The organism is Motilimonas cestriensis (genome assembly GCF_021295315.1).
Classification (GTDB): Bacteria; Pseudomonadota; Gammaproteobacteria; order Enterobacterales; family CBDFNC01; genus Motilimonas; species Motilimonas cestriensis.
The window spans coordinates 1-25,238 of the sequence record NZ_JAIMJA010000025.1 but is presented as its reverse complement, the minus strand read 5'-3'; the positions used below and the strand labels follow the sequence as shown (position 1 = coordinate 25,238).

Here is a 25,238-nt window from a genome sequence, read left to right as displayed (position 1 = left end):
GCCTTTTGCCAAAAGCGATTAACCCTTCACCAGTTACACTAAAATAGCCATGATTAAGCTTATTTCATCACGTAAAACTTGTTAATATAGCCCCTCGGCAATCAAGTGAATGACCAAAATGAGCGAATATCTTCTGCTATTAATCGGTACGGTATTAGTTAATAACTTTGTACTGGTAAAATTTCTCGGCTTATGCCCATTCATGGGTGTATCAAGTAAGATCAGCACAGCCGTTGGCATGTCCTTCGCCACCACTTTTGTACTGACCTTAACTGCGGCCGTCTCTTACTTAGTTAATCAATACCTGTTGCTGCCTTTAGACATGATTTACCTGCGCACGCTGAGCTTTATTCTAGTGATTGCGGTAGTCGTACAATTTACCGAAATGGTGGTACATAAAACCAGTCCGAGTCTGTACCGACTATTGGGTATCTTCTTACCATTGATCACCACAAACTGCGCAGTATTAGGTTTGGCATTATTAAACGTTAACGAAGGCCATAACTTTATTGAATCACTTATTTATGGTTTTGGCGCTGCGTTGGGTTTTTCACTGGTACTGATTTTATTTTCTGCCATGCGTGAGCGCTTGGCCGCCGCTGATGTGCCACTGCCATTCAAAGGCGCATCCATTGCAATGATCACCGCAGGCCTAATGTCATTGGGCTTTATGGGCTTTACCGGCCTAGTTAAGTTTTAACGGAGCAGTACGAACAGATGGGTATTGGAGTTGCAATCATCAGCCTAGGGCTATTAGCGTTAGTGGCTGGTTTGATCTTAGGCTACGCCGCCATACGTTTTAAAGTTAAGTCAGATCCCATTGTGGAGCAGATTGATGCCATTTTACCGCAAACCCAATGTGGGCAATGTGGTTATCCCGGTTGTAAGCCTTATGCCAATGCGATAGCGAACGGCGACGAAATCAATAAGTGTCCGCCGGGTGGCGAGGCTGTTATTTTAAAGTTGGCTGATTTAATGGGCGTTGAGCCTACCAAATTAGAAGGTGAAGAAAAGCCAAAAGCCGTCGCATTTGTTCATGAAGATGAATGTATTGGTTGCACTAAGTGTATTCAGGCTTGTCCGGTTGATGCCATCTTGGGTGCGACTCGGCAAATGCACACGGTGATCACCGATGAATGTACAGGTTGTGAGCTTTGCGTTGCGCCTTGTCCAACCGATTGTATTGAAATGATCCCTGTGGACGAAACAACTAAAACGTGGCAATGGGATCTTAACTCTATTTCAATCAAAGAGGTTCAGTAGTTTGATTCAGTCTATATTGGCCCAAATTAAAAGAGGCAAACTCTGGCAATATGCTGGCGGTATTTTCCCTGCAGAGCGCAAATCTCTCTCCAATCAGCAGGCCATCACCTTCGCCCCAATACCAAAGGAGTTAGTGATCCCTCTTAATCAGCATATTGGTGAGGTCGCTGACGTATTGGTTAATGTTGGCGATGAAGTACTTAAAGGCCAAGCCTTAACGAGCCATAACAATTTTAGAGCATTGCCAGTGCACGCAAGCAGCTCAGGTACAATAAAAGCCATTGAAGCGCGCCCCAGTTGTCATGCCTCTGGTCTACCTGAATTGAGTATCGTTATTGAAACTGATGGCAAAGACGCTTGGCGTGAGCGCAACCCTACTACTGACTTTACTGCATTAGACCGCCATACCATCATCGACAAAATTCACCTTGCGGGCATTGCAGGTAAAGGCGGTGCCGGTTTCCCGGCGCACATTAAGCTTTCTGTTAAAGCCGACATTGAGTTACTGATCATCAACGGTATCGAGTGTGAACCCTACATTACCTCTGATGATATGCTGATGCGCGAATATGCCGATGAGCTGATCAAAGGCATCGAAATTTTAGAGTTTGTCACTCAGTGCAAGCAAACCGTGATTGCGATTGAGAGCAACAAACCAGAAGCGATTGCCGCATTATCAGCGTTTGAAACCGACACTCGTCGCGTCACCAGTGTACCGACTAAATACCCCAGCGGCGGTGAAAAACAGCTGATCGAACTGCTCACCGGTAAACAAGTACCCAACAAGGGCTACCCGATCGACATGGGCATTTTAATGCACAACGTCGGCACCGCCTTTGCGATCAAGCGTGCCGTGATTGACGATGAGCCATTAATTTCACGCATTGTTACTATTACTGGCGAGGCCTTTAAAGAAAAAGGTAATGCTCATGTGCTACTGGGCACACCGATCCAGTCTTTACTCGCGCAATTTGAGCTTGAGCCACAACCTAATGACCAAACACGTTTGATCATTGGCGGTCCAATGATGGGCTTTACGCTGCCAGATGCCATGGCCCCGGTGATAAAAACCACCAACTGTTTATTGGCACCAACGGTAAAAGAATTACCGCCTCCGGGCCAAGAAATGGCCTGTATTCGTTGTGGTGAATGCGCCGATGCTTGCCCTGCTTCACTGTTACCGCAACAGCTATATTGGTACGCCAAGGATAACGATCACGATAAACTTAATGACTACAGTCTATTTGATTGTATTGAATGTGGCAGTTGTGCCTATGTGTGCCCAAGTGAAATTCCATTGGTGCAATACTATCGTATTGCCAAAGCCGATATTCGCAAGCAAGAAACAGAAAAGAAAAAAGCAGAAATCGCGCGGATCCGTCATGAAGCACGCCAAGAGCGCCTTGAGCGTGAAAAAGCAGCGCGCGAAGCGAAGCACAAAGAAGCAGCTGCGAAACGTAAAGCGCAATTGAATGCGGCTAAGCCTGACCAACCTGAGTCAACTACTGCTGAGCCAACTAAAGACAAAGCACAAGATGCAGTAGCGCAGGCCCTTGCCCGCGCCAAAGCCAAACGTCAAGCGCCCAACACTAACGCCAATATTGATGTCGCAGCAGCGCGCGCCGCCCGTAAAGAGCAAGCGCGTTTAGCCAAAGCGGCAAAAGCCGCACAAGAGCAAACTGACAATAGCGCAACAACAGCTCAAGAGCAGCAAACGGAGGCAAAACCAAAAGCCACGAATCCAGCTGTAGCCGCCGCCATCGCTCGCGCTAAGGCGAAAAAAGAAGCGCAGCAAGATGAAAATGAGGCACAAACATCAGAAGAGATGCCTGCGCCAAGTAAAAATCCAGCTGTTGCTGCAGCCATTGCTCGCGCTAAGGCGAAAAAGGAAGCGCAGCAAGCTAAAAAAGAAGAGCCGCAACCTCAGTCTGCTGCTACCGAGCAAGACGATACTGAAGCGCCAGCGCCGCAAGAAAAGCCTGCGCCAAGTAAAAATCCAGCTGTTGCCGCTGCCATCGCTCGCGCTAAAGCGAAAAAAGAGGCGCAGCAAGCTGAAAAAGAAGAGTCGCAGCCTCAGTCCGCTGCTTCCGAGCAAGACGATACTGAAGCGCCAGCGCCGCAAGAAAAGCCTGCGCCAAGTAAAAATCCAGCTGTTGCCGCTGCCATCGCGCGCGCTAAAGCGAAAAAGGCCGCACAGCAAGCTGAAAAAGAAGAGCCGCAGCCCCAGTCCGCGGCTACCGAGCAAAAGGATACTGAAGCGCCTGCGCCACAAGAAAAGCCTGCACCAAGTAAAAATCCGGCCGTTGCCGCCGCCATCGCGCGCGCCAAGGCGAAAAAGGCACAACAAAAGGACAGTACTGAATCATGAAATTTGCATTAGCTTCATCGCCCTTTGGCCGCAAAATGTTTAAAACGCCAGATCTAATGCGTTTAGTGATCTTATGTTTGCTGCCGGGCATTTTTGTACAATGGTATGTATTTGGTTGGGGTAACCTGATCCAAATTATCATTGCGGGCTTATTCGCCGTGATAACTGAAGCGGTGATAGTTGCCATACGCAAACGTCCAGTACTGCCAACCATTCGCGACAACAGTGCCTTACTAACAGGGGTATTACTTGGCATCAGTTTACCGCCTTATACTCCATGGTGGATCACCGCCATTGGTATCGTATTTGCCATTTTAGTAGCGAAACATTTGTACGGAGGCCTAGGGCAAAACTTATTTAACCCCGCGATGGTCGCCTATGTTTTACTGCTCATCTCATTTCCAGTACACATGACCAGCTGGGCACCACCAGAGGCGTTAATGCAGCATAGTGTTACCTTGGCTGATGCTTGGTCAATGATCACCACTGGTTTTTCTATTGATGGCTACAGTTTGCATCAAATAAAAATTGCCGTAGATGGCACCACCATGGCCACGCCGTTAGATACCTTAAAAACAGATTTAGGCCATGGCTTAACCGCATCAGAAAGCATGACAAAACCGATTTTCGGTACGTTTGCAGGATACGGTACCGAGTGGGTAAGCTTTGCTTTTCTGGTTGGTGGGTTAGTGCTACTCAAGCAAAAAGCCATTGGCTGGCAGATCCCTGTGAGCTTTATCGGTGGCTTATTCTTATTTGCATTAATTGGCTACTTAGGCGATCCCGATGCCAGCGCTTCACCCTTGTTACATCTGTTTTCCGGGGCAACCATGTTCGCCGCCTTCTTTATTTTGACCGATCCTGTCACCGCATCGACAACGGTGCGAGGCCGTATTATTTTTGGCCTACTCATCGCGTTATTAACTTATGTGATACGCACTTGGGGCGGCTACCCTGACGCCGTTGCCTTCGCGGTTATCTTGGCCAATATGTGCGTCCCCTTAATTGATTATTACACCCAACCCGTTGTATATGGGAGTAAAAAAGCATGATGAAGTCTATTTCTAAAAATGGCTTAACCTTAGGGGTTTTCGCTGTGGTCTCAACAGCCTTAGTTGCCGTTACTTCAGCACTAACTAAGCCGATGATTGACCAACAAATAGAGCGTCAATTAATCAGTAACATCAGTGAGCTGATCCCTGCGGACCAATATAATAACGATTTATTCGCCAGTTGTTTTTATAGCCAAGACCCACATTTAGGCACCACAGAGCCACAGCAAACTTGGCTTGCCCTTAAAGATCAACAACCCGTTGGCCTCGCAATCGAAGCCATCGCGCCGAATGGCTACAACGGTAATATCCGCTTATTAGTGGGCATTTGGTACGACGGCACGGTGGCAGGTGTCCGCGCTCTGGAGCATAAAGAAACACCGGGGCTAGGCGATAAAATTGATCTAAGTAAATCAAATTGGATCACCCATTTCAGTGGCTTAACCGTTGAATCTGAAGCGGATAAACGCTGGGCCGTAAAAAAAGACGGAGGCCAATTTGATGCCTTCACCGGCGCCACGATTACGCCCAGAGCGGTAGTGCAAGCAGTTAGAAATGCCGTGCTTTTTTATCAACTCAATAAAGACAACCTGTATCAACAATCAGCTAACTGTGGAGTGAAGTCATGAGCCAATTAGATGATGTAAGCAATGATGCGCAGCCGAGCGATAATACTAAGCTAGCCCAGACCGGACTCATTTCAAGTGAGAGCAAAGAAATTATTTTACAAGGTCTGTGGAAAAACAACCCGGGCTTGGTGCAATTATTAGGTTTATGCCCCCTGCTCGCGGTTTCTTCAACAGTAATCAATGCCTTAGGCTTAGCGATTGCGACCACGGCAGTATTGGTGTTGTCTAACTGGATTGTTTCGTTGGTGCGCAATCATGTGCCTAAAGAGATCCGCATTCCTATTTTCGTTATGATCATTGCGTCTTTAGTGACTTGTATTGAGTTGCTTATGCACGCCTATACCTACGACCTTTATTTATCGCTAGGTATTTTCATCCCGTTGATCGTGACTAACTGTGCCATTATTGGCCGAGCTGAAGCCTACGCTTCAAAAAACACGCCAACTCTCGCCGCCCTTGACGGCTTAATGATGGGCTTAGGCTTTAGCTTTGTGCTGCTCACCTTAGGCGCAGTGCGCGAAGTACTTGGTAGCGGCACGTTATTTTATGGGGCGCAGGCTTTATTCGGCAACTTGTTTGGCGATATAACAGTGCACGTGTTTACCACTGAATCCACCTTTTTGTTTGCCGTATTACCCCCTGGCGCATTTGTGGTAATGGGCTTTTTAATTGCCGTAAAAAATATAATGGATAAAAAAGCCTAATTCGGTTTTTTCTATGCTGGTGAGCAAACAATGAATAAAGACAAACGACTGGAAATATTAACGCGACTGCGTGATAACAACCCGCAGCCCGAAACCGAGCTGAATTTTTCCAGTCCATTTGAATTATTAGTAGCGGTCACCTTGTCCGCTCAAGCGACCGATGTCAGCGTTAATAAAGCCACCGACAAGTTATTTCCTGTCGCGAACACGCCGCAAGCAATTTTTGATCTTGGTGTTGACGGCCTTAAAAGCTACATTAAAACCATTGGCTTATATAACAGCAAAGCCGAGAACGTGATAAAAGCCTGTCGCATGTTGCTCGATTTACATGGCGGTGAAGTGCCAGAAGATCTTGATGCCCTTGTTGCCCTGCCCGGCGTGGGCCGAAAAACGGCAAACGTCGTGCTTAACACCGCATTTGGCTGGCCGACAATTGCCGTAGACACACATATTTTTCGCGTATCAAACCGCACTAAGTTTGCCATGGGTAAAAATGTTGACCAAGTAGAAGAAAAACTACTTAAAGTGGTGCCCGCTGAATTCAAAGTAGACGTACATCACTGGCTCATTTTACACGGTCGCTACACCTGTGTTGCCCGCAAGCCCAAGTGCAATGCGTGCTTAATTGAAGACTTGTGTGAGTTTAAAGATAAAACCAGCGAAACTTGATCCATTACCGGCTAAGTCTTGTATTTCATCATCTTTAGTCAGTAGAATTGAGCAATATAAAAAATATATCACTTTTATTTTAGGAGTCAGCAATGCGTTTATTACACACCATGCTTCGTGTCGGTAACTTAGAAAAATCCATTGAGTTTTACACTCAAGTGCTGGGCATGAAGCTATTGCGTCAGTCTGAAAATGCGGAATACAAATACACCTTAGCCTTTTTAGGTTACGGCGCAGAAACCGAACAAACGGTGATTGAGCTGACTTATAACTGGGGCACAGAGAGCTACGACTTAGGCAACGCTTACGGCCATATCGCCATTGAAACTCAAGATATTTACGCCACTTGCGATGCCATTCGCGCCGCCGGCGGTAACATCACTCGTGAACCAGGTCCGGTAAAAGGCGGTACCACCGTCATCGCCTTTGTTAAAGACCCTGACGGCTACGCTATCGAGCTAATCAACGCTAAAGATGCGGGCAAAGGTTTAGGTAACGACTAATTACCTCTATAAAAAACTAAACTAGTTACTTGAGTATAAGCCCAACCATTAGTTGGGCTTTTTGTTATGCACACTTAAGTCATAAAATTCAATGTTTGCTGATCAAAACGACTTAAACTGGGAAATAGTTCATTTAGTTCACCAGCGCTCAAGCCAAACCATTTAGCTAAAGTGGCGCTGTATTGATCGGTACTGACTTGTGGGATCAAGCGTCCACCTTTAACATCAAACTCACTGTCCAAACGTTGCGGTAAGAGTGCCCCATATATATCTTGGCCTTTGACCGCACCGCCCATCACGATTTGATTACCGGCCCAGCCATGGTCAGTACCATCACCGTTCGAGCTCAAGGTGCGACCAAAATCAGACATGGTAAAACTCGTTACCTGATCACTGACACCTAAACTCACCATGGCTTGATTAAACTCACTAAAGCTGGTCGCTAGCTCAGCTAATAGCTCTGGATGCTTAGTCACCTGTTCATCATGGGTATCAAAACCGCCCATAGTGACATAGAAAATTTGCCGGCCCGCGCCTTGCTGACTTTGACTGGCAATAACTCTAGCCACTGTTTGTAACTGCTGAGACAAGCGGCCCTCGCCAAAATCTGGCAATGGCGCAACATTCTCTAAACTGGCATTCATTGCTTGGCTGTTGGCGATACCTTGAGTTAACCCGTCACCGTATACCTTCGCCATTCTTTTTTGACTAGCGGCAAGTTGGCGCATCACACTTTGCTCTAATTGCACGGCTCGTGTATTCGTGCCAGAGAATGCACTTATATTGGCTTGGCCTGTTCGAGACATGGCAAATGCCGACGTCTTACTACCAATTTGCCATGGATTGGTGCCTGCTAGAGAGATATTACTGGCGAAATGAGGCTGGTCTTCAAGTAACTCCAACATCCGCGCGCCCCAACCGGTGTTAATACTCTGTTTTTCTTTACCGTGCATCCACCGCGCTTGTTGATCATTATGAGAGAATAAATGGCTAGGGATATGACTGCGCTTATTAATGTAATCGTCCAACGAGGTTGGAGCAGACAAGGTTCCTACGCCGCCAACAAACGCCAAGTCACCTGCATTAAATAATTCATGAAGTGGTGCTAAAGCAGGGTTTAACCCTGTCTCAGGCAGAGTAGAAATAGGTGATAACCTAACAGGATCAACAATCGCCAGATTCTGACGACTGGCTAAATAATCCGCTTTGTCTTGCCCCGACATTGGCAGCAACATATTCATTGAGTCATTACCGCCCAATAAAAATATGCAAACTAAGGCCTTATAATCATTGTAATGTTGTTGATTTAATAAGCTCTGCATCGCACTAAGTTGCGTTGATGTCAGCATAGCAGCTGATACGCCACCCTTAATACATAAAGACAAAAATGTTCTGCGATCCATATCCATTACCTTTGATGTACGTATTCAGGAGAAACGACTAATAAAAACAAGCAATAAGCAATTTGATACTCTAAATCATACTTAGCAGCCCAATCAAAAACACTGAGCAGCTCTTGCCTTAATTCATCACTCATTTGCTTACTTAAAAACACTTGATTGTAGTATTCAACTAACGCCGCTTTTCCTTCTTGTTCAACGATTTGCGCATGAGGTGACAAGTCCACTAATATTTGATTGCCTGCCGTCTGATCTTTGGTACTGGCAATACGCCACACTAAACTTGAGTAATGATAATTAAGTAAGCCGATACTGGTAGCACTGTTGGCAATTTGCGCTTCTGGCGCCACCAGCTCAGTTCCTGCTAAGGATAACGGTTGGTAGTCTGGTCGGTAAAAATTGAATACCGATGGTGAGCCCAGTGGCACTTGACCATGAGTAGATGCTAAATCCCAAGTATAGAAATAGCCAGATTGACTATATGCGTTAAGCTCTCGCCATAACTGCGCAGTTTGCAGCAGTGGCTCTTTCAATTTTCCAAAGTGTTCAGGGGCTTGGCTTAAATCACGCGCTTCCTGATCCATTAAAATAGCGTAAACAACGGCTTTTAAATCACCGCGTACACCGGAGCCATTATCGTTAAATACTTGACTAACGCGGGCGATATAATCAGCACTTGGGTTAGAAGTCGTTAACCGTTGGATCAACTGTTTGCCAATAAATGGACCGACATTATCGTTCTGAAATAAATTATCTAGTGCAAGTTTAAGGGCGTTTTCTGGGCCTTCATTGGCCGCGACGACGGTGCCATTGAGTAAGGTTTTTTCAAGCTCTGAATGATATTCAGGCCAAACTTGCATTGGGTTTAGGTAATCTTTGTTTGGATATTTCCATTTCGTACTTTCAGCAAAAGTCCAGCCAGTGAAAATACGGGCAAACCCTTCTATTTGAGTTTGATCATAAGTCGCAATGGTATTGCCATTGCTGTCTCGTTTTGGCGTGCCATCAAGGTTCAACTCTTCTAACCCAATAGTAAATAACTGCATTACTTCTCGGGCATAGTTTTCATCGGGGCGAATATTAAGTTCAACATTGGCTTTTTCATTACCTAAATGACTTAAATACGTGCCCATAACCGGTGATAACGTCACCGCTTGCAAAAGGTCGCGATAATTACCAAAACTATGTTTAAGTAATAAATCATAATAATTGAGCATGCCTTCAGGGCGACTGCGTAAATTATTACCGGTATCTGACACCACAAAAATTTGGCTTAGAGCAAACGCCACCCGTTGTCTAAGTTGATCCGGCGAACTTAGACTGGCTCGCCACCATGTGTCAATTCGGTTGCTGTAACTTGCTTGATCTTTACCTGGGCTTAACTTGAGTAATGGCAAATGATAGGTGATTGGTTGGCTAAACTGGTCATGAATCCAAGCGTGAGCAGATAGCTTACTCGCTGCGCTAATTTCAGCACCTGTTGGCCCCATGGTGCCTTGATGCAACAAACGACTTGCCTGTGCAACGCTCATCTGCGGATAGGTGAGCGGCTTTTCTTGTTCATTTCCCGGCGGGGTTTGACCATCTGGTATTGAAGTGGGTGGCTGCGATGGCGATTGATCTCCTCCACTCCCCTGAGCATTGCCAGCATTGCTTGAACCACCACCACAGGCGCCTAGCATTAACATACTGGCGAGTAAAATCATCGCCTTACCTTGAATCATTAGCAGCTCCGCTTACCCAGCTTAATCGTAAGGGAAAGGATTCTATGCATTATTTTCTAACTGGTCTGTTAGCTGTAACATAAAACTTACTATTTAATAACAAGTCGTGTGCGGCATCTCTCAAACGGCGAAATAAGCATGGGCGATGAATGTTGTGAAAATCGAATGTCTAGCGGCTAGGCTGGACGAGCCATATTGACTCTCCAGCACTGGTGTATCCATAACCACCTTCAAACAGCATACGGATCACCACAAAGGAGAAAGCAACAAAGAAAATTCGAGCAACCCAGCGCATCTTTCTATCAATTTTCATAGCTATGCCCTTACATCAAGATCACACTAGTTTACGGGACAACTTCCTAATGATGGCTTTGCCATCGTTATTCAGCCAGTACCCTTGGCCAAATAACAGCGCCGCAAGCCCTGTGAACAACCAAGCCTGAAAAAACAAGGAGCCAACCAACATAGGGATGGCTAAAGCCTGTAATAGATTAATCACCGACTGAACCTTAAAGCATTGATCACACCACGCGTCGGTATATGGGAATGCCCCAGGAGCGTGGCGCAAGTGGCCTTGCTGATCGCAGATATTACAAACACCACAGTAGCCCTTTTTAACACCTTGTTCAATCAAGGTTTCTGGAGACTGCTGCCAGAGTGAGCAATAGCAGCCTCGATCTTTTCGTTTCAAATTAAGTGTCCGTTAATAGTTTACCTAAAGTGGTTCTAACCGCTTTAAGCAAAACCCATATATCCAATCCTACTTAGCCGTTTAGGCTATCACCAAGGCAGCTTTCCCGTTTCTAAGCAAATGTAATCTCTGGGTTTCAGCTTGTCTTGTTTAACCAAATGAACCCATTTTTCAGCCGACTGAGCAGGTGTCATATACGCATCAGGCGAGGCCATGTCGGTCAATATCTTGGCGAGCAACATTTTAGAAGCCGATGCCGGGATCGTCAAATTAGTGGCTAAAGTCATTTCAATGGCTTAAGCATACTGATTTAATAGCTAACTCTTCGCCTGCCAAGTTACCTTAGCAAGCTCATTTGCTAAGGTAATCGCCTAGTGACGTGGGCAACTTCGCCTAACACGAAAGACAGAGGGAACTGCAATAATGGAAATTCGAGCCGCCACTTTATCGGATTTAGACGCGCTGTTATGGTTAAGCCATCAAATAGGCGCTTTACACTTTGAACAGGCTCGTAGCCAATAAACGAAGGGAATATATGGAATTAGCGGCTTTGTTAGACACGTTAGATAATCAACTGCATGAGTTAGAAGAACTGGTATTGACCAGCGCCATAGTGCAAGCCCACACCTTCGCTTTACCTGTGTATGGCAAAGAACAACATACCATTCCTGATGTCATCCCTGTAGAAGCCAGCAGCGGCGAGCCAGCTCGGCAACTTGGTTGGCGCCGGATTAAAAATTACAGTGGCGATCCTAATAGCAATCTTAAAATAACGCGCAAAGCAGCAGGGTTTATTTGGCTGGATTGTGAGCCTGCTAAACTTGCGCTGTTGTGCGAGCAGGTCAATCACACCAAAGGCGAAATTAAAACCTTTTTAGCCAAGCAGAAAAACCGTCATGTACGTTTTAATCTGGTACATGATTTACGGCCATGCGCGATCACGTTACAGATATTGCGCAAAATTCATTATTGTACCGACCCCCTGACCAGCATTCGTTTTAGTTGGGCCACAAAAACCAGTAATGTGCGCTCAAAAACAGATAAAGCGATTAACTTGGTGGAGCAAGAGCGTCATCAAACCATGGATGAGGTAGCACAAGCTAACGTCAATGTGCTAGCCAATCAAATCGCCAGTGACAGAAGCAAAGAAGTCGCCTTTCGCCGACGTCTTGCTCCTACTCCTGTGATCCATCTGCGTTATTTAAATAAGCCAGAGCACCTATCCAGTAAAACCCAGCAACTCACTAATGGCATTCCAATTTTAATCGCTGGTAAGCCAGATGCGCTAAAACAAATCGGCTCGCTTAATCACTTTAATAATCACGCGCAGAAAAAGCCGAGTTATAAGGATGAAAGTGTCATCATTAAACCCTAACAACCCCTAATAGAAAAAATCCTTAACATACACGGGATCCTTCAGTTTGAAGTGGCTTGGGGATAGGTTATACTTTGCGCCCCCAAAGTTGTGGATGTACTTATGCAAGCTGAAATTGGTCTTTTTGACTACCCAAAATTCCGCCCTGATCTCAAACCAGCGCCTTTCCTACCTATGTCAAAACGGGAAATGAAACAGCTTGGCTGGGACAGCTGTGACGTTATTCTCGTCACCGGTGATGCATATGTTGACCATCCCAGCTTCGGCATGGCCGTTATCGGCCGCATGCTTGAATCACAAGGCTTTCGCGTGGGCATTATTGCCCAGCCTGATTGGAGCAGCAAAGACGCTTTTATGGCGCTAGGTCGGCCAAATTTATTTTTCGGGATCACCGCTGGGAACATGGACTCGATGATCAACCGTTACACCGCAGACCGAAAACTTCGTAGCGATGATGCCTACACCCCGAATAACGAAGGCGGTAAACGCCCTGATCGCGCCGTGTTGATTTATTCGCAACGTTGCCGCGAAGCCTATAAAGAAATACCACTGGTACTGGGTGGCATTGAAGCCAGCTTGCGCCGCATTGCCCATTACGATTATTGGTCGGATAAGATCCGTCGCAGCGTACTGCCCGATGCCAAAGGCAATATCTTGTTATTTGGTAACGCCGAGCGCGCCCTCGTTGAAGTGGCACATCGCTTAGGCAAAGGTGAATCGGTTAATGACCTTACCCGTATTCGCGGCACCGCAGTGATGTTAAAAGAAGTCCCAGAAGATTTTAAAGTGGTCGATTCATCACGCATCGACAAACCGGGCAAAGCCATGGTGATGGCCAATCCATATCAAGTTGAGTCAGAGTGCAGCACGGGGCAAAATCCCGCAGAAGAGCCAGCCAAACCTATTCGTATTCAAACCTCACGCCACGATGCCAAAAATACCGTGGTGCGATTACCGTCTTTTGAAAAGCTGCGTAACGACCGTATTTTATATGCCCACGCTAGCCGCGTGATGCACTTAGAAACCAACCCTTGGTCGGGTCGCGCCTTAGTGCAACAACATGCCGAGCGTGAGCTTTGGGTAAACCAAGCGCCGATTCCACTGACTACCGAAGAAATGGACGGTGTATTTGGTTTTCCTTATTCGCGCGTGCCCCATCCAAGCTACGGCAAGGCAAAAATCCCTGCTTATGAGATGATTAAAACCTCGGTCAACATCATGCGCGGCTGCTTTGGCGGTTGTTCATTTTGCAGCATCACTGAGCATGAAGGCCGCGTGATCCAAAACCGCTCGCAAGAGTCAATCATTAAAGAAATGGAAGACATTCGCGATAAAGTACCAGGCTTTACCGGCACCATTTCCGACTTAGGTGGACCCACGGCGAACATGTATCGCCTAGGCTGCTCTGATCCCAAAGCCGAGATCAACTGTCGCCGTCCGTCTTGTGTGTTTCCAAAAATTTGTGAAAAACTCAATACCGATCATCAACACACCATTGAACTTTACCGCGAAGCGCGCAAAGTAAAAGGCGTGAAAAACGTGATGATCGCCTCGGGCGTACGATACGATCTGGCGATTGAATCACCGGAATATGTGAAAGAGCTGGTGACCCATCACGTGGGTGGCTACTTAAAAATTGCTCCGGAGCATACCGAAAAAGGCACACTGGATCAGATGATGAAGCCAGGCATGGGCGCGTATGACAAATTCAAAGAAATGTTTGAAAAATACAGCCGTGAAGCCGGTAAAAAACAGTACTTAATCCCCTACTTTATTGCCGCCCATCCGGGTTGTAGCGATGAAGACATGCTGAATTTAGCGCTGTGGCTTAAGCAAAATGAGTTTGAGTGCGATCAGGTACAAAATTTTTACCCATCACCTATGTGTAACGCCACCGCCATGTATCACTCAGAAACCAGTCCGCTGTCACGCGTGAAATACAAAAAGCGTAAAGAGCTTTATGTTGCCAAGGGCGACCGCCAACGTCGCCTACATAAAGCCTTGCTGCGTTATCACGACCCTCTTAACTGGCCGATTATTCGTGAAGCGTTAAAAGACATGGGTAAAGCCAACTTAATCGGTGAGCGCCCTGAGTGTTTGATCCCATCAGCCGAAGCCGAGCACATCAACGTGCGCGGTACGCGCCGTCAATCGGGTCGCCACGGCAGCAACCGTTTTGCCACTAAGCACCCTAACCAGCCAGATATTCGCAAAGACGGCACCACCAATGGTCGAAATGCTAAAAAACCAAAAGGCGCAACCATTAGCCCTACGCATAAACCAAAAGCCGCTGGTAAATCGGCAGGTAAGCCCAGTAACAATGGCAAGCCAGCAGGCAGTCGCGCTAATCCGGGCAATAAACCCAGCGCAGCAAGTAAACGCAAGCCGAGTAAACCGTCTCGCCAAGGGCGCTAAAAGCCCTTAATTTAAGCCATTAGCTATACAATGCCCCGTCAATACGGGGTATTTTTTTAACCTCAATTAACACCTTCTGTTTTAAGTAACCTCCGCTTTGCTTAAGTCTATTGCTTAAGTCTATTGCTTAAGCCTATTACAAGCGGATAAGGTATATTTTGCTTATCAATAACTCGGATTAAGTAAAACCATTCAGTGTGATCACTGAGCCATTCGGCTAGACTCAAGCTTAAACATTAAGATGAATAAGGTGATCCTATGGGCTCGCTTATCAGCATATACGTATCACTGTTTTTTTGCCTGAGTGCTTGTTTTAGTGCTCACGCGACGGTTAATTTAACGGACTTGGCCAACAAGGGGGTTGAACGTTGGACTCCCGAGGTGTTTTCAGGCCAAACAAGTTACAGCGTGCAACCATATAAAGGCCGTTTAGCGCTAAAAGCGGTCAGTCATAATGCGGCTTCCGGCCTAGTGTTAAAGCAGCAAATTGATCTGTTAGAAACGCCCTATCTGAATTGGAGCTGGCTAGCAGAAAAAGCCCTGCCAGCATTAGATGAGCGCAGCAAAAGTGGTGATGATTATATCGCCCGTATTTATTTGGTGATCGAAGGCGGTTTATTCGTCTGGCGCACTAAATCCATTAGCTATGTATGGTCAAGTAACCAAGCAAAAGGGCAAGTTTGGAACAATGCTTATGCTGGGTCGAACCTAAAAATGATCGCGCTGCGCGGCAAAGAAGACGCCCTTGGCCAGTGGCACCAAGAGCGGCGTAACATCTATCAAGACTTAATCACTCATTTTGGTGACAAAGGCAGTGATAAAGCGAATCGCAAAGCCTATCGCTACATCGACGTTATTGCCATTATGACCGACACCGACAATAGCGCCAGCCAAGCCGAGTCTTACTATGGCGAAATAACCTTATCAGACTAATTTTATGAGTACATGAGTTGGCACTCGCCTATTTATAGCCCGCCTGATTAAGTAATGCTTTATTCCGGCTTATTATGTTGACACTGCCAGCACGTTTCAAAGCTGGCATCGTTTTCTTCATCACATTCACGGCAAAACCAACTCGGTTGTTCCTTGGCGTGGGTGATGTCATACACTAACTGCTTGGCTCGCTCGAGCTTGCCTTCTTGGGTGATCCAAAGCTCTGGCCAACAGTCAAAGATTGCCAACTCACCCATGCCACCTTGGCTAAATTCATTTTTTAAGAGGGTTTCTATCCCTGCTTGTTCAAGCAAGTTTTTCACATTATTCACTAATAAACGGTTTTCATGGGTGTAAATAAGCTTCATTGATCCTGCCTTAATCCACTTTAAGCTTGCCGGTACTTGGCTAGACATCTTATTTTATGTTGCTAAACTGCTCGCAATCATAACAGCGAATAAGAAATAAAAATGATAGAGCGCCAAGAAACTAAGCAACGCATGAGCCGAATTGTAAAACACAACGGCACTATTTATCTTTGTGGTCAAGTGTGTGCTGACGCTAGTAAAGACATTACCGAGCAAACCCAAACCATGCTAAATAAAGTTGAGACGCTACTGCTGCAATCTGGCAGTGACAAACAGCATATGCTTTCGGCCACTATCTACCTTAAAACCATGGACGACTTTGCCGCCATGAATGAAGTATGGGACAACTGGGTTGAGCCTGGCCACGCCCCCGCTCGCGCTTGTGTCACTGCGAACATGGCCCGCGAAGCGTTACTGGTTGAAATTTCAGTCATTGCGGCTGAAATAAATGCCTAAGGTAAACGGTTTGGCTTCAGCTTTAAATTAAATCACTGAAGCCAAGCAATCACGCCGATATTCACAGCACATTTTTTTACTGATTGATAATCGCAAAAGAACAATTTTGCCCCGCTCTAACTTGAATAACCCTACCATTAAGTGGCACCGCAGTAGGCAAATAAAAGCGTTGCTCTTCGGTGATACCATTACCCAATGCACCTTGTGAGGCATCGCCGAAAGCGAAGAGTTTGCCATCACGGTCAAGGGCTAATCCATGATCGGCCCCCATATTTATCTCTTCAAACTGCTCTATGGGTGTTAGACGCATGGGATTAGTTGTATCAAGCTGCCAATCAAACAACTCCTCGACTAAATCACCTACCGGCGTAATTAAATTGCCATTAGCTAAACGGATAAAATGATAATGTTCATTAACGTAAAGGCGCGTAGGTTGTTCAAAACGGTCAATCTTCAAGGGCTCTTTAATTCTTAGGGTGCCTTTGTGTTGGATATCAACACTTTGTCCATTGCCCCAAAAATATAACTGGTTTTGCTGATCTAAAAACCAGCAACAATAGTTTCCCGGCGCCAGTTGTTTAGGGTGCTCAATGCCCGGAATGATCTCGGGTTTAGGCTGATTGCGCCGCTTACCGTGTCCAAGCTCTCCTTCATAGCCTCCACCCCAAGACCAAACCTTGCCGAGCTCATCAAGTGCGTAAAAACATGAGCCACCATTAGAAGCAAACACTTCAACAATGCCTTCTAACCCTTCAATTTTTGTGGGGAAACGTCTATTTACAGATGGCGAACCAACTGACTGCTGTTCTCCCCAAGCCCAGACTGAGCCATTATTACTAAGCGCAATAGTGCTTTCACTGCAACAAGCCAGCATCGCGATGTCATTAAGATTTTCAATCATGGCTGGAGTTGCCACACCACCATCGCCTTGAGGTAACTCATTGCCAGTGGACCCTTTTTGTCTAAGGGACGCTGGCAGCCAACTTGCTTGGCCTTTTACATCACCTCGCCCCAGTAGACCGGAATAAGCATCCCAGCCCCAAGACCAAACCTTACCTTGCTCATCAATCGCATAGGCTTGCATTGCTGCCGTATAAACTTTACATACCGGGGGTAAATGAGGGATCACAATCGGTTTAGCGATATCCTCGCCAGGACCCGAACCAAGTTGACCACAATGATTAGCTCCCCAGCCATACAAAATCCCTGCTTGCGTTGACACTGTTGCTCCCCTTGATTTCTTTGTGGTTAGGCACCGCTAATAAACGCAACCGACCTATAATTATTTGACTATATTCATGAAAAAATCGATAACAAGTTGTTCTAATTAAACTTGGGCCCATGAATGTTAATAACAATAATGCTCTATTAACGATTAATTGAACGAGCTATGCGCGTATAGGTATGTCTGATGCCTCTTATGACAACGCTGTAGGCCTGAATGTTTTCAGGAAGCGCCATCCCCATGTACCCGGTATCGCCAATATGGTGTAAATCGGCTCCCGCCATTTTACTCATTAGCGCTATCTGTCTGATTGTACTTACGTCTGCGCCTTCTTGGGAGGTGCCAATCGCCGTCATTGCCATTACCTTGTGTTGATGCGCGACATTAATGAGCTCGCTCACATAATCTTGGCTCATGCCCGGCACGGTTCCCGGTGCCGGAACAAGAATAATGTCGGCACCATTTTTTGCAAATCGACTGACATCTTCACCGGTAATGATTTTTGCGCCACTTTCACTCACCACCCCTGCCCCGTGCATCTTTCCTGTGATGATAACGAGCTTATCGCCAACCACAGAGTGGATCTGTTGTAAAGCATGGCTAATAGCACGGTTACTGACGCCATTATTGGGGTTTCCGGTGATCACAATAAACCGCACGCCCATATCATAAAGCTTTTGTGCGTTCTCGGCATTTGCCACACGGCCACTGCTCATCTGCCAAATTTCATCATGCTGCTGCGCAAATTCAGGGTCGACGGCCTCTAAATTAACCCCTATCACCCTGCCAGTTAGCCGCTTTAATTCGGTGATGAGATCAGTCGGCGCAATATTCTCAGGCATACCATTAATGACCGGGTTTTCTGCATCAAACATATTAAGCAGCAATAAATCCGCCCCCTGAGAAGCGGCTAACTCAGCATTGGTAACTTGCGTTAATAAAGGCGAGGTAATCACAATGTTTTCACTCACCAACACTCGCCCTTCGCTTGCTTTAATGGCATAAAGCAGCTCATTTTTGTCTAAGGCATTTAGCTCGGAAGCGCTACAGTCTAATAGTCGTTTATGCATTGTTTACATCCTCATGCGCGATAAATTTAAGGGTAAAATAAAATCAGGTAAGAGATACATTAGCCTTATCCGCCTAGCGTTTGATGCTGGGCTATTCTCCCTGTGGCAACCTAGGTTGACATTGGTCACGAAACATTAATGTATAGGTAACTGGCAATACGATAAGTGTTAACACTGACGCAAAGCCTAAACCAAAAATAATAGTAATAGCCATTGAGCCGAAGAAAGCATCGTTTAACAAAGGCAGCATGCCAAGCATAGTCGTTATCGCTGCCATTAATACCGGCCGAACCCGACTGATAGTTGAGTCAATAACTGCTTGGTATGCCTGTTTGCCTTCACTTAACTCTAAATTAATCTGATCAACTAGCACGATACCATTTTTAATGATCATCCCATTTAGGCTTAATATGCCAAGCATCGCCATAAAAGAAAATGGCGCGTCAAATAACAATAAACCCGACGCCACGCCGATCATTGCCAACGGCACTGTAAACCATATCACGAATGTTTGCTTAATCGAGTTAAACAAGATCACTGTGATGATAAACATCGCGAGAAACCCTAATGGAATTGAACCAAACACCCCAGCTTCTGCTTCTTTGGAAATTTCACGCTCGCCGCCCCATTCAAAGCCATAACCGGCTGGTAATTCAATCGCTTCTATATCCGCCTTTATCTTATTAAGTACAGAGTCTGATGTTTCACCTTGGCCATTCACGGGATCAGCCAGTACCGAAATAACACGTTTTCGGTCACGGCGCATAATCAATGGGTTTTCCCATTCAGTGTCAAAGTTAGAAACAACTTGAGTAATAGGTACAAAAGTATTGTTGTCTGAGCTCCATACTTGTATTTCAGAAATGCTATCTACGTTTAGCCTTTCGCTAGCTGGCGCTCTGGCGATGATAGGTAAAAGATGGCTATTATCTCGATAGGTACCAATCCTTTTTCCGCTAAAGTTCACCAGTAATGCATCATCTAAATCTTGTTTACTGATCCCTGCTTCTCTGGCTTGCGCTAAAGATATCTGCGGACGAATCAATGTGGATTGATTACGCCAATTATGACGTACACCGACAGCGGTGGGCTCGGCATTAAATATCGCGCTAGCTTGCGCCGCCAGTTCGCGTAACACCTTAGGATCATCGCCAAAAAATCGAGCTTCAAGTTTAGCAGCAGGCGCGGGACCATTTTCCATATATTTAAAACGATACTGAGCTTGTGGGTATGTGAAACTCAAGTCATTTTCTAATGTCCTCATAAACTTATTAAGTGCTGTTAAATCAGCCATCTCAATAATTATTTGGCCATAAGCGCTGTAGCCTTTTTCAGGCATGTAAGACAAATTAAAGCGTTGTGCGCCTTGACCAATCACGGACGATAAATTGACTAAACCAATATCATTGCGAGTTTGTTGCTGCATAATATCGCTTTCAATACGCGATATATGCTGCTCTGTTGCTCTGATATCTGTGCCTTCAGGCATCCACACATCGACAAAGAAAATCGGGGTATTTGAAGCAGGGAAAAAAACTTGCTTGACCTGACCAAAACCAATCACGGCCAACACCAATGCCACCATGACGAGGGATAGTGTGACCCAGCGAAACCTCATGGCGAGGGTTAATACCTGACGGAAAACCGTAAACAAAATCCCCTTGTATGGGTCGCTTTCGTCTCCTTTGTTAACAATGCCGTCCTTAAAAAGCAGATGACAGAAAAAAGGTGTTAACGTCATCGCGGTGATCCAGCTGATAAACAGTGAAATTAATAGCACTTGAAATAATGAACGACAAAATTCACCCGTGGCAGTATCGGTTAAACCAATGGGTGCAAACGCCATGATGGCAATAATCGTTGCCCCCAATAGCGGCCATTGTGTTTGCGAAACCACTTGCTTCGCTGTTTCCAAACGACTTTTACCGCGTTTGATCCCAATGAGAATGCCTTCGGTAACAACAATAGCATTATCAACCAGCATACCAAGTGCAATGATCAGAGCGCCTAATGAGATTATTTGTAACTCAATATTGAGTATATTCATCACAATAAAGGTACCTAGGATCGTGAGTAATAATACTACTCCCATCAGCAACCCTGATCGCAGTCCCATAAAGATGAGCAAAACAACAATCACTATACCAATAGATTCGGCTAAATTAATTAAAAAGCCACGCACGGTTTCATCAACAATTTTGCTTTGATCGTACACAGTGGTAAGCGCCATACCCATTGGCAATTCACTATTAAGCGCTATCATTCGCGCATTGACAGCGGCGCCAACATCAACAACATTTACCCCACTAGAAAAGGCGATCCCCACTGACAACGCTTGATTGCCAGCGGAGTGATAAATATTAGCAGGCTGCTCTTGGGTATCCTTGTAAATTTCAGCTATATCGCCAAGATAGATGAGCTTATCACTGCTAGGCGGGCTAATAAGTAAACGCTCCATTTGCGCTAAGTTATCAAACTCCCCTGTTGGATGGAGACGAATACGATGATTACCAACACGGGCACTCCCCGCGTTTGAAACCACATTCTGACGTTGAAGCATGCTATAGATATAATCTTGGTCAAGGCCAAGCGCATTAAGCTTTTGCTGAGAAATTTCGACCACGACCTGATCCATCACCTTGCCTGCGATAGTGACTTTTTTTACGCCTTTAATCAGTACCAATTCGCGTCTTAAAAAATCAGCATAATTTTGCAATTCTCGATCACTGTAGCCCTGACCAGTCAGGTTTAACAAAATGCCATAAACATCACCGAAATCATCTATTACTTTTGGCGTCATCACCCCTTTCGGCAAAGTGTCCGACATATCATTTACTTTTCGGCGCACTTCATCCCATATTTGCGGAAGTTCATCGGGTCCAAAATGTGCGGCCATTTCAATTTCTATTTGCGACAAGCCAGCACTGTTGACCGAAGTAATATGTTTTACTCCCTCCAGCTGCTGTAATGCGTCTTCAATGGGCAGCGTCACCTCTTCCTCGACCTGCTCGGGAGACGCGCCAGGATAAGCGGTGACAACCAATGCCTGTTTGATCGTAAACTCAGGAAATTCTAACTGACCTAATTGAAAAAATGATACGGTTCCACCAACGAGCAGTAGCAAAGTAAACATCCAACTGATCACTTTGTGCGTAATAGAATATTCGGCAAAATTCATCCATTATACCTCGCTCTAGTAACATAACGGCTTAACTGCAAGTTGCTGCATGGTGAGCTAAAGTGCTGGCTAAACAGCGAGCAGAGAAGTGCAAAACGAATAGATAACATTCACTACACCCCTCGCTGTCTGCGCAGGGGCTTAACATTTAAGCCTTCCGCTAAAAATTGCACACCTGCAACCACCACTTTGTCTCCACCTCTCACACCATGAGTCACTTCAATGCCCTTATTGGTTACCTTGCCTAGGCTTACTTGGCGTGAATTAACTGTGCCGCTACTTGTATCAAAAATCCATACCACACTCTTGCCGTCATGGTCGCGTTTCATGATCGCGTTAACAGGTAAAATGGCAGCCACAGTACTTGATTGGCTTGCGGGTATATCCATGATCACTTCAGCACTCATGCCAGGCAGCACGGCCATGTCTTCTGGTTGGGGCAAAGTAAACACCACCTCATAGCTTTGCGTACCTGGCGTAATTTGCGAGGAATATTCTTTCAGCTTCACCGGCAACGTTAAGTCTGGGTTGATCGCAAACCTTACACTTGCCTGACCTTGCGCATTGACTTTAAAGTGTTGGAGGTTGTTAACAAAAGACTCGGGAACTTGGATTTTCACATCAAGGTATTGCCCTTCTTGTAATACTAAAATGGATTGACCTGCCTGCACCATTTGATAATTATCCACGAGAACCTTAGCCACTATACCGTCATAAGGGGCGATTAAATCGGTGTAACTTAGTTGGTCTTGGCCGCTGGCTAAACTGGCTCTTGCAGACTTAACTTGCGCTTTAGCCAAATCGTAATCAGCTTGAGAAATCAGTTTTCGGCGTAATAATTGGTCTTTACGCTTAAAGTCGGCAGCTGCTAATTGATAATCCGCCTCGCGATGCAAGAGCGTATTACGCGCATCACGGTTATCTAAACGCGCCAAAACCGTGCCTTTCGTCACGGTATCCCCTTCGTGTAATGAAAAGTCAACAAGATGGCCAGATAGCCTAAATGCTAACTTAGCCTGCTTAGTTGCAGCCACTTTAGCTGGAAACACCCGTGTTAAATCCGCACTGCGGTCGGTTATTTCAAGTAATTTGACTGGCCTTACCGTGGCTGTTGTCATTTCAAGGGACTCAGCACTGCAACCTATTAATAGTGCCCCTAAAACAATGAGTGAAACATTAGTCAGTAAACGTCTCATAATATTAACTCCATAAATATTGCTAAATCGTCTAGCGTTGAGTTAACGATATCAGTCATTAAAGTTGACAAAAACGGAATCAAATGGAACCGATAGTTCCATAAAATGAGACAAAATAAGCTTGAACTCAGTGATTTTTATGTAAAACTGTTAACACTTAAACAAGTGGCTTAGTACGCACGAGTGGTTAAATAACCTCAGTATTCCCTAAACCGGTTACAACTAAGTACCAGTATGTTTTACGCAAAGTTTCGTTTTTAGGGGCGAAAACACTAAGCATATCGAGGTATATGCATAGGTTATGCAGAAAAGCCTACTATTTCGCTTATCCAAGAGTCGGGTGATGACATGAAAACGGAAGATATTGCACTGTTTCACCGCATTGTAGAAACCGGTAGTTTAGTTGAGGCTGCTGATATCCTTAACTTACCAAAATCGACTTTAAGCCGCCGTTTACAAGCGCTGGAGGATGAACTGAACGTGAAGTTATTTCATCGTCAAAGCCGTGCTATGTCTCTAACAGCATCCGGTAGCCATTTTTACAGTAAAACGACACCTCTGTTAGCAGCGTTAGAGCAAACCCGAACGGAGTTAACAGGGCATAAATCCGACGTATCAGGACACTTACGCATATTAATTGTGCCTGTTCCCGAACAGCTGTGGATCACACGGGTGATTTTTGACTTTATGGATCAAAACCCAAAGCTGTCAGTTGAGCTAATCGTCAGTGCTGAACCACAAAATATGATCCGTAATAACATCGATTTAGCTTTTTTACTCGAAGACACATTCAATGAAACTGAGATGGTTGCGCGGCATATATGTGACGAAAAAATACATTTCTTCGCCAGCCCTGACTATATTAAAAATTCACCTGTCCCTATCTCGCTCGAAGAGCTGCCTAATCACAACTCTATCCTTTTTCGTTACCCTAATGGCCGAATTTTTAATAACTTCCCTATCGGTGAAGACAAGGTGTTAACACTCAAAGGTAATTTATGTGTGAACAATCTTGAGGCCATCTTAGAAGCAACACTGACTGGGCGTGGTATATCTATGATGCCGCGGCCATACGTACAAGAGTTTATTGATAATGGCCAATTGATCATGCTATTTGAAGAAATAGGGCCATTTGAAGGCAAATGCTATCTTGTTTATCCATCTAGGCGTTTTATTAGTTTAGCCAGTCAACGCTTTATCGACTTTATGATGAATACGTTGGAGCAACACAAACAAAGTAACGCAGGTAATATTGGTATTGCTGCTCACGGCTTAATACACAGATGATGGGTAAAGTAGCGGCCATGCCTTTGGCCGCCAAATCAGATCAATAACAGTAGCGTTTAGGTAAAAAGTACTTTACCGAGCACTCATTACTGCTAGCGTAAACTCACGTTAGCCTTTAAATAATTCTTTTTGCAATTGCTTGTTGTGAACTGAAGATAATACGAGCAAAGAACAAATTGCCCCCAGTAAGGCTAATCCCATGTCTGATTGCGTATCCCAAACATAGCCTTGTGTGCCGAGAAATGCTTCAGCATTTTCACCAGTAGCAATTGCTACCCACCATTCAACTAGCTCATAGAAGGCACTAAAGGCTAAGCAAATAGACACAATAATAACACTGCGCCAAAAATCGCCATTGACGACATTTTTACGTATTAATATTTCTCTAGCCAGTAAAGCTGGCACAAAGCCTTGAAAGAAATGGCCGACCTTATCGTAATTGTTTCGCTCTGAGCCAAATAAGCCATCAAACAGCGGCACTTCAGCATAGGTGTAATGCCCACCAACCATCAGCATGTAGTGGTACAACTATTTTGGCCACCTGATTAGAGGTGATAAGATCACCATAACTAAGCAGGTATCAATATGTCAAAACGTACAAGACCAACTTATTCACCAGAATTCCGACTAGAAGTTGCCCAAGAAGTTGTCGATAACGGGCGCTCAGTTCGCGAGGTTGCTGAGTCATTAGAGTTAGGCAAGTCAACCGTCGATAAATGGGCAAGGCAGCTT

The 25,238-nt window shown here is 45.4% G+C and carries 24 protein-coding genes and 1 pseudogene; 14 read left to right on the top strand and 11 right to left on the bottom strand.

The window, feature by feature from the left end; all coding sequences use genetic code 11:
• Positions 1-118 precede the first annotated feature (118 nt).
• From rsxA to gloA, 8 genes are all read left to right on the top strand, one after another.
• Positions 119-700 (top strand): electron transport complex subunit RsxA, encoded by a 582-nt coding sequence (rsxA, locus tag K6Y31_RS18730; protein WP_233054530.1) that lies wholly within the window; start codon positions 119-121, stop codon positions 698-700.
• Between the two features lie 17 nt (positions 701-717).
• Complete coding sequence (gene rsxB / locus K6Y31_RS18725; RefSeq protein WP_233054528.1) at positions 718-1,263, top strand: electron transport complex subunit RsxB; 546 nt, start codon at positions 718-720, stop codon at positions 1,261-1,263.
• 1 nt (position 1,264) lies between these two features.
• Positions 1,265-3,631 carry an electron transport complex subunit RsxC gene (gene rsxC, locus K6Y31_RS18720; RefSeq protein WP_251080912.1) on the top strand — a complete coding sequence of 789 codons (2,367 nt, stop codon included), beginning with the start codon at positions 1,265-1,267 and terminating at the stop codon, positions 3,629-3,631.
• A complete protein-coding gene (rsxD, locus tag K6Y31_RS18715; RefSeq protein ID WP_233054527.1) occupies positions 3,628-4,683 on the top strand; it encodes an electron transport complex subunit RsxD in 1,056 nt (351 codons plus the stop codon). The genes rsxC and rsxD overlap by 4 nt, the downstream gene beginning before the upstream one ends.
• Complete coding sequence (rsxG, locus tag K6Y31_RS18710) at positions 4,680-5,312, top strand: electron transport complex subunit RsxG (protein WP_233054525.1); 633 nt, start codon at positions 4,680-4,682, stop codon at positions 5,310-5,312. Before rsxD ends, rsxG begins: the two co-directional genes overlap by 4 nt.
• The gene (locus K6Y31_RS18705; RefSeq protein WP_233054523.1) at positions 5,309-6,016 is read left to right on the top strand and encodes an electron transport complex subunit E; all 708 of its coding nucleotides are present in this window, start codon (positions 5,309-5,311) and stop codon (positions 6,014-6,016) included. The genes rsxG and K6Y31_RS18705 overlap by 4 nt, the downstream gene beginning before the upstream one ends.
• A 30-nt stretch (positions 6,017-6,046) precedes the next feature.
• Positions 6,047-6,685 carry an endonuclease III gene (gene nth / locus K6Y31_RS18700; protein WP_233054521.1) on the top strand — a complete coding sequence of 213 codons (639 nt, stop codon included), beginning with the start codon at positions 6,047-6,049 and terminating at the stop codon, positions 6,683-6,685.
• A 92-nt stretch (positions 6,686-6,777) separates the two neighbouring features.
• Positions 6,778-7,188, top strand: a complete 411-nt coding sequence (gloA, locus tag K6Y31_RS18695) for a lactoylglutathione lyase (protein ID WP_233054519.1) — start codon at positions 6,778-6,780, stop codon at positions 7,186-7,188.
• Between the two features lie 74 nt (positions 7,189-7,262).
• Here gloA and K6Y31_RS18690 read toward each other — a convergent pair whose 3' ends face one another.
• The 5 genes from K6Y31_RS18690 to K6Y31_RS18670 all read right to left on the bottom strand — a co-directional run bounded on the left by K6Y31_RS18690 (position 7,263) and on the right by K6Y31_RS18670 (position 11,290).
• Complete coding sequence (locus K6Y31_RS18690; protein ID WP_233054518.1) at positions 7,263-8,597, bottom strand: DUF1501 domain-containing protein; 1,335 nt, start codon at positions 8,595-8,597, stop codon at positions 7,263-7,265.
• Positions 8,597-10,312, bottom strand: coding sequence for a DUF1800 domain-containing protein (locus K6Y31_RS18685; RefSeq protein WP_233054517.1), 1,716 nt, complete (start codon positions 10,310-10,312; stop codon positions 8,597-8,599). The genes K6Y31_RS18690 and K6Y31_RS18685 overlap by 1 nt, the downstream gene beginning before the upstream one ends.
• 169 nt (positions 10,313-10,481) lie before the next feature.
• Positions 10,482-10,625, bottom strand: coding sequence for a hypothetical protein (locus tag K6Y31_RS18680; protein ID WP_233054515.1), 144 nt, complete (start codon positions 10,623-10,625; stop codon positions 10,482-10,484).
• Positions 10,626-10,646: 21 nt separating this feature from the next.
• Entirely contained in the window at positions 10,647-11,003 is a 357-nt protein-coding gene (locus K6Y31_RS18675) for a hypothetical protein (RefSeq protein ID WP_233054513.1), read from the bottom strand.
• An 89-nt stretch (positions 11,004-11,092) separates the two neighbouring features.
• Positions 11,093-11,290 carry a hypothetical protein gene (locus K6Y31_RS18670; protein WP_233054511.1) on the bottom strand — a complete coding sequence of 66 codons (198 nt, stop codon included), beginning with the start codon at positions 11,288-11,290 and terminating at the stop codon, positions 11,093-11,095.
• Between the two features lie 248 nt (positions 11,291-11,538).
• On the opposite strand from K6Y31_RS18670, the gene K6Y31_RS18665 reads away from it, so the two are divergent.
• From K6Y31_RS18665 to K6Y31_RS18655, 3 genes are all read left to right on the top strand, one after another.
• Entirely contained in the window at positions 11,539-12,378 is an 840-nt protein-coding gene (locus K6Y31_RS18665) for a DNA replication terminus site-binding protein (protein ID WP_233054509.1), read from the top strand.
• Between the two features lie 102 nt (positions 12,379-12,480).
• A complete protein-coding gene (locus K6Y31_RS18660; RefSeq protein WP_233054507.1) occupies positions 12,481-14,793 on the top strand; it encodes a YgiQ family radical SAM protein in 2,313 nt (770 codons plus the stop codon).
• A 258-nt stretch (positions 14,794-15,051) separates the two neighbouring features.
• A complete protein-coding gene (locus tag K6Y31_RS18655; protein ID WP_233054506.1) occupies positions 15,052-15,726 on the top strand; it encodes a DUF3047 domain-containing protein in 675 nt (224 codons plus the stop codon).
• 59 nt (positions 15,727-15,785) lie between these two features.
• Here the strand turns inward: K6Y31_RS18655 and K6Y31_RS18650 are convergent, their stop codons facing one another.
• Positions 15,786-16,094 (bottom strand): putative signal transducing protein, encoded by a 309-nt coding sequence (locus K6Y31_RS18650; protein ID WP_233054504.1) that lies wholly within the window; start codon positions 16,092-16,094, stop codon positions 15,786-15,788.
• 102 nt (positions 16,095-16,196) lie between these two features.
• Between K6Y31_RS18650 and K6Y31_RS18645 the strand changes: the two genes are divergently transcribed.
• A complete protein-coding gene (locus K6Y31_RS18645; RefSeq protein ID WP_233054502.1) occupies positions 16,197-16,550 on the top strand; it encodes a RidA family protein in 354 nt (117 codons plus the stop codon).
• A gap of 76 nt (positions 16,551-16,626) precedes the next feature.
• Here the strand turns inward: K6Y31_RS18645 and K6Y31_RS18640 are convergent, their stop codons facing one another.
• From K6Y31_RS18640 to K6Y31_RS18625, 4 genes are all read right to left on the bottom strand, one after another.
• Complete coding sequence (locus K6Y31_RS18640) at positions 16,627-17,772, bottom strand: RCC1 domain-containing protein (RefSeq protein WP_233054501.1); 1,146 nt, start codon at positions 17,770-17,772, stop codon at positions 16,627-16,629.
• A 146-nt stretch (positions 17,773-17,918) separates the two neighbouring features.
• Entirely contained in the window at positions 17,919-18,845 is a 927-nt protein-coding gene (locus K6Y31_RS18635) for a DUF7916 family protein (RefSeq protein WP_233054499.1), read from the bottom strand.
• Positions 18,846-18,936: 91 nt separating this feature from the next.
• The gene (locus K6Y31_RS18630) at positions 18,937-22,023 is read right to left on the bottom strand and encodes an efflux RND transporter permease subunit (RefSeq protein WP_233054497.1); all 3,087 of its coding nucleotides are present in this window, start codon (positions 22,021-22,023) and stop codon (positions 18,937-18,939) included.
• Between the two features lie 113 nt (positions 22,024-22,136).
• On the bottom strand, positions 22,137-23,219 hold the full coding sequence (locus tag K6Y31_RS18625; protein WP_233054495.1) for an efflux RND transporter periplasmic adaptor subunit: 1,083 nt from the start codon (positions 23,217-23,219) through the stop codon (positions 22,137-22,139).
• A gap of 348 nt (positions 23,220-23,567) precedes the next feature.
• On the opposite strand from K6Y31_RS18625, the gene K6Y31_RS18620 reads away from it, so the two are divergent.
• Positions 23,568-24,506, top strand: coding sequence for a LysR family transcriptional regulator (locus tag K6Y31_RS18620; protein ID WP_233054493.1), 939 nt, complete (start codon positions 23,568-23,570; stop codon positions 24,504-24,506).
• A gap of 108 nt (positions 24,507-24,614) precedes the next feature.
• Here the strand turns inward: K6Y31_RS18620 and K6Y31_RS18615 are convergent.
• Positions 24,615-25,022, bottom strand: a pseudogene (locus K6Y31_RS18615) (DUF2238 domain-containing protein); the annotation flags it as partial.
• Positions 25,023-25,091: 69 nt separating this feature from the next.
• Between K6Y31_RS18615 and K6Y31_RS22525 the strand changes: the two are divergent.
• Positions 25,092-25,238: transposase (locus tag K6Y31_RS22525; protein WP_427901917.1), on the top strand; the 147-nt coding region annotated here is incomplete at its 3' end.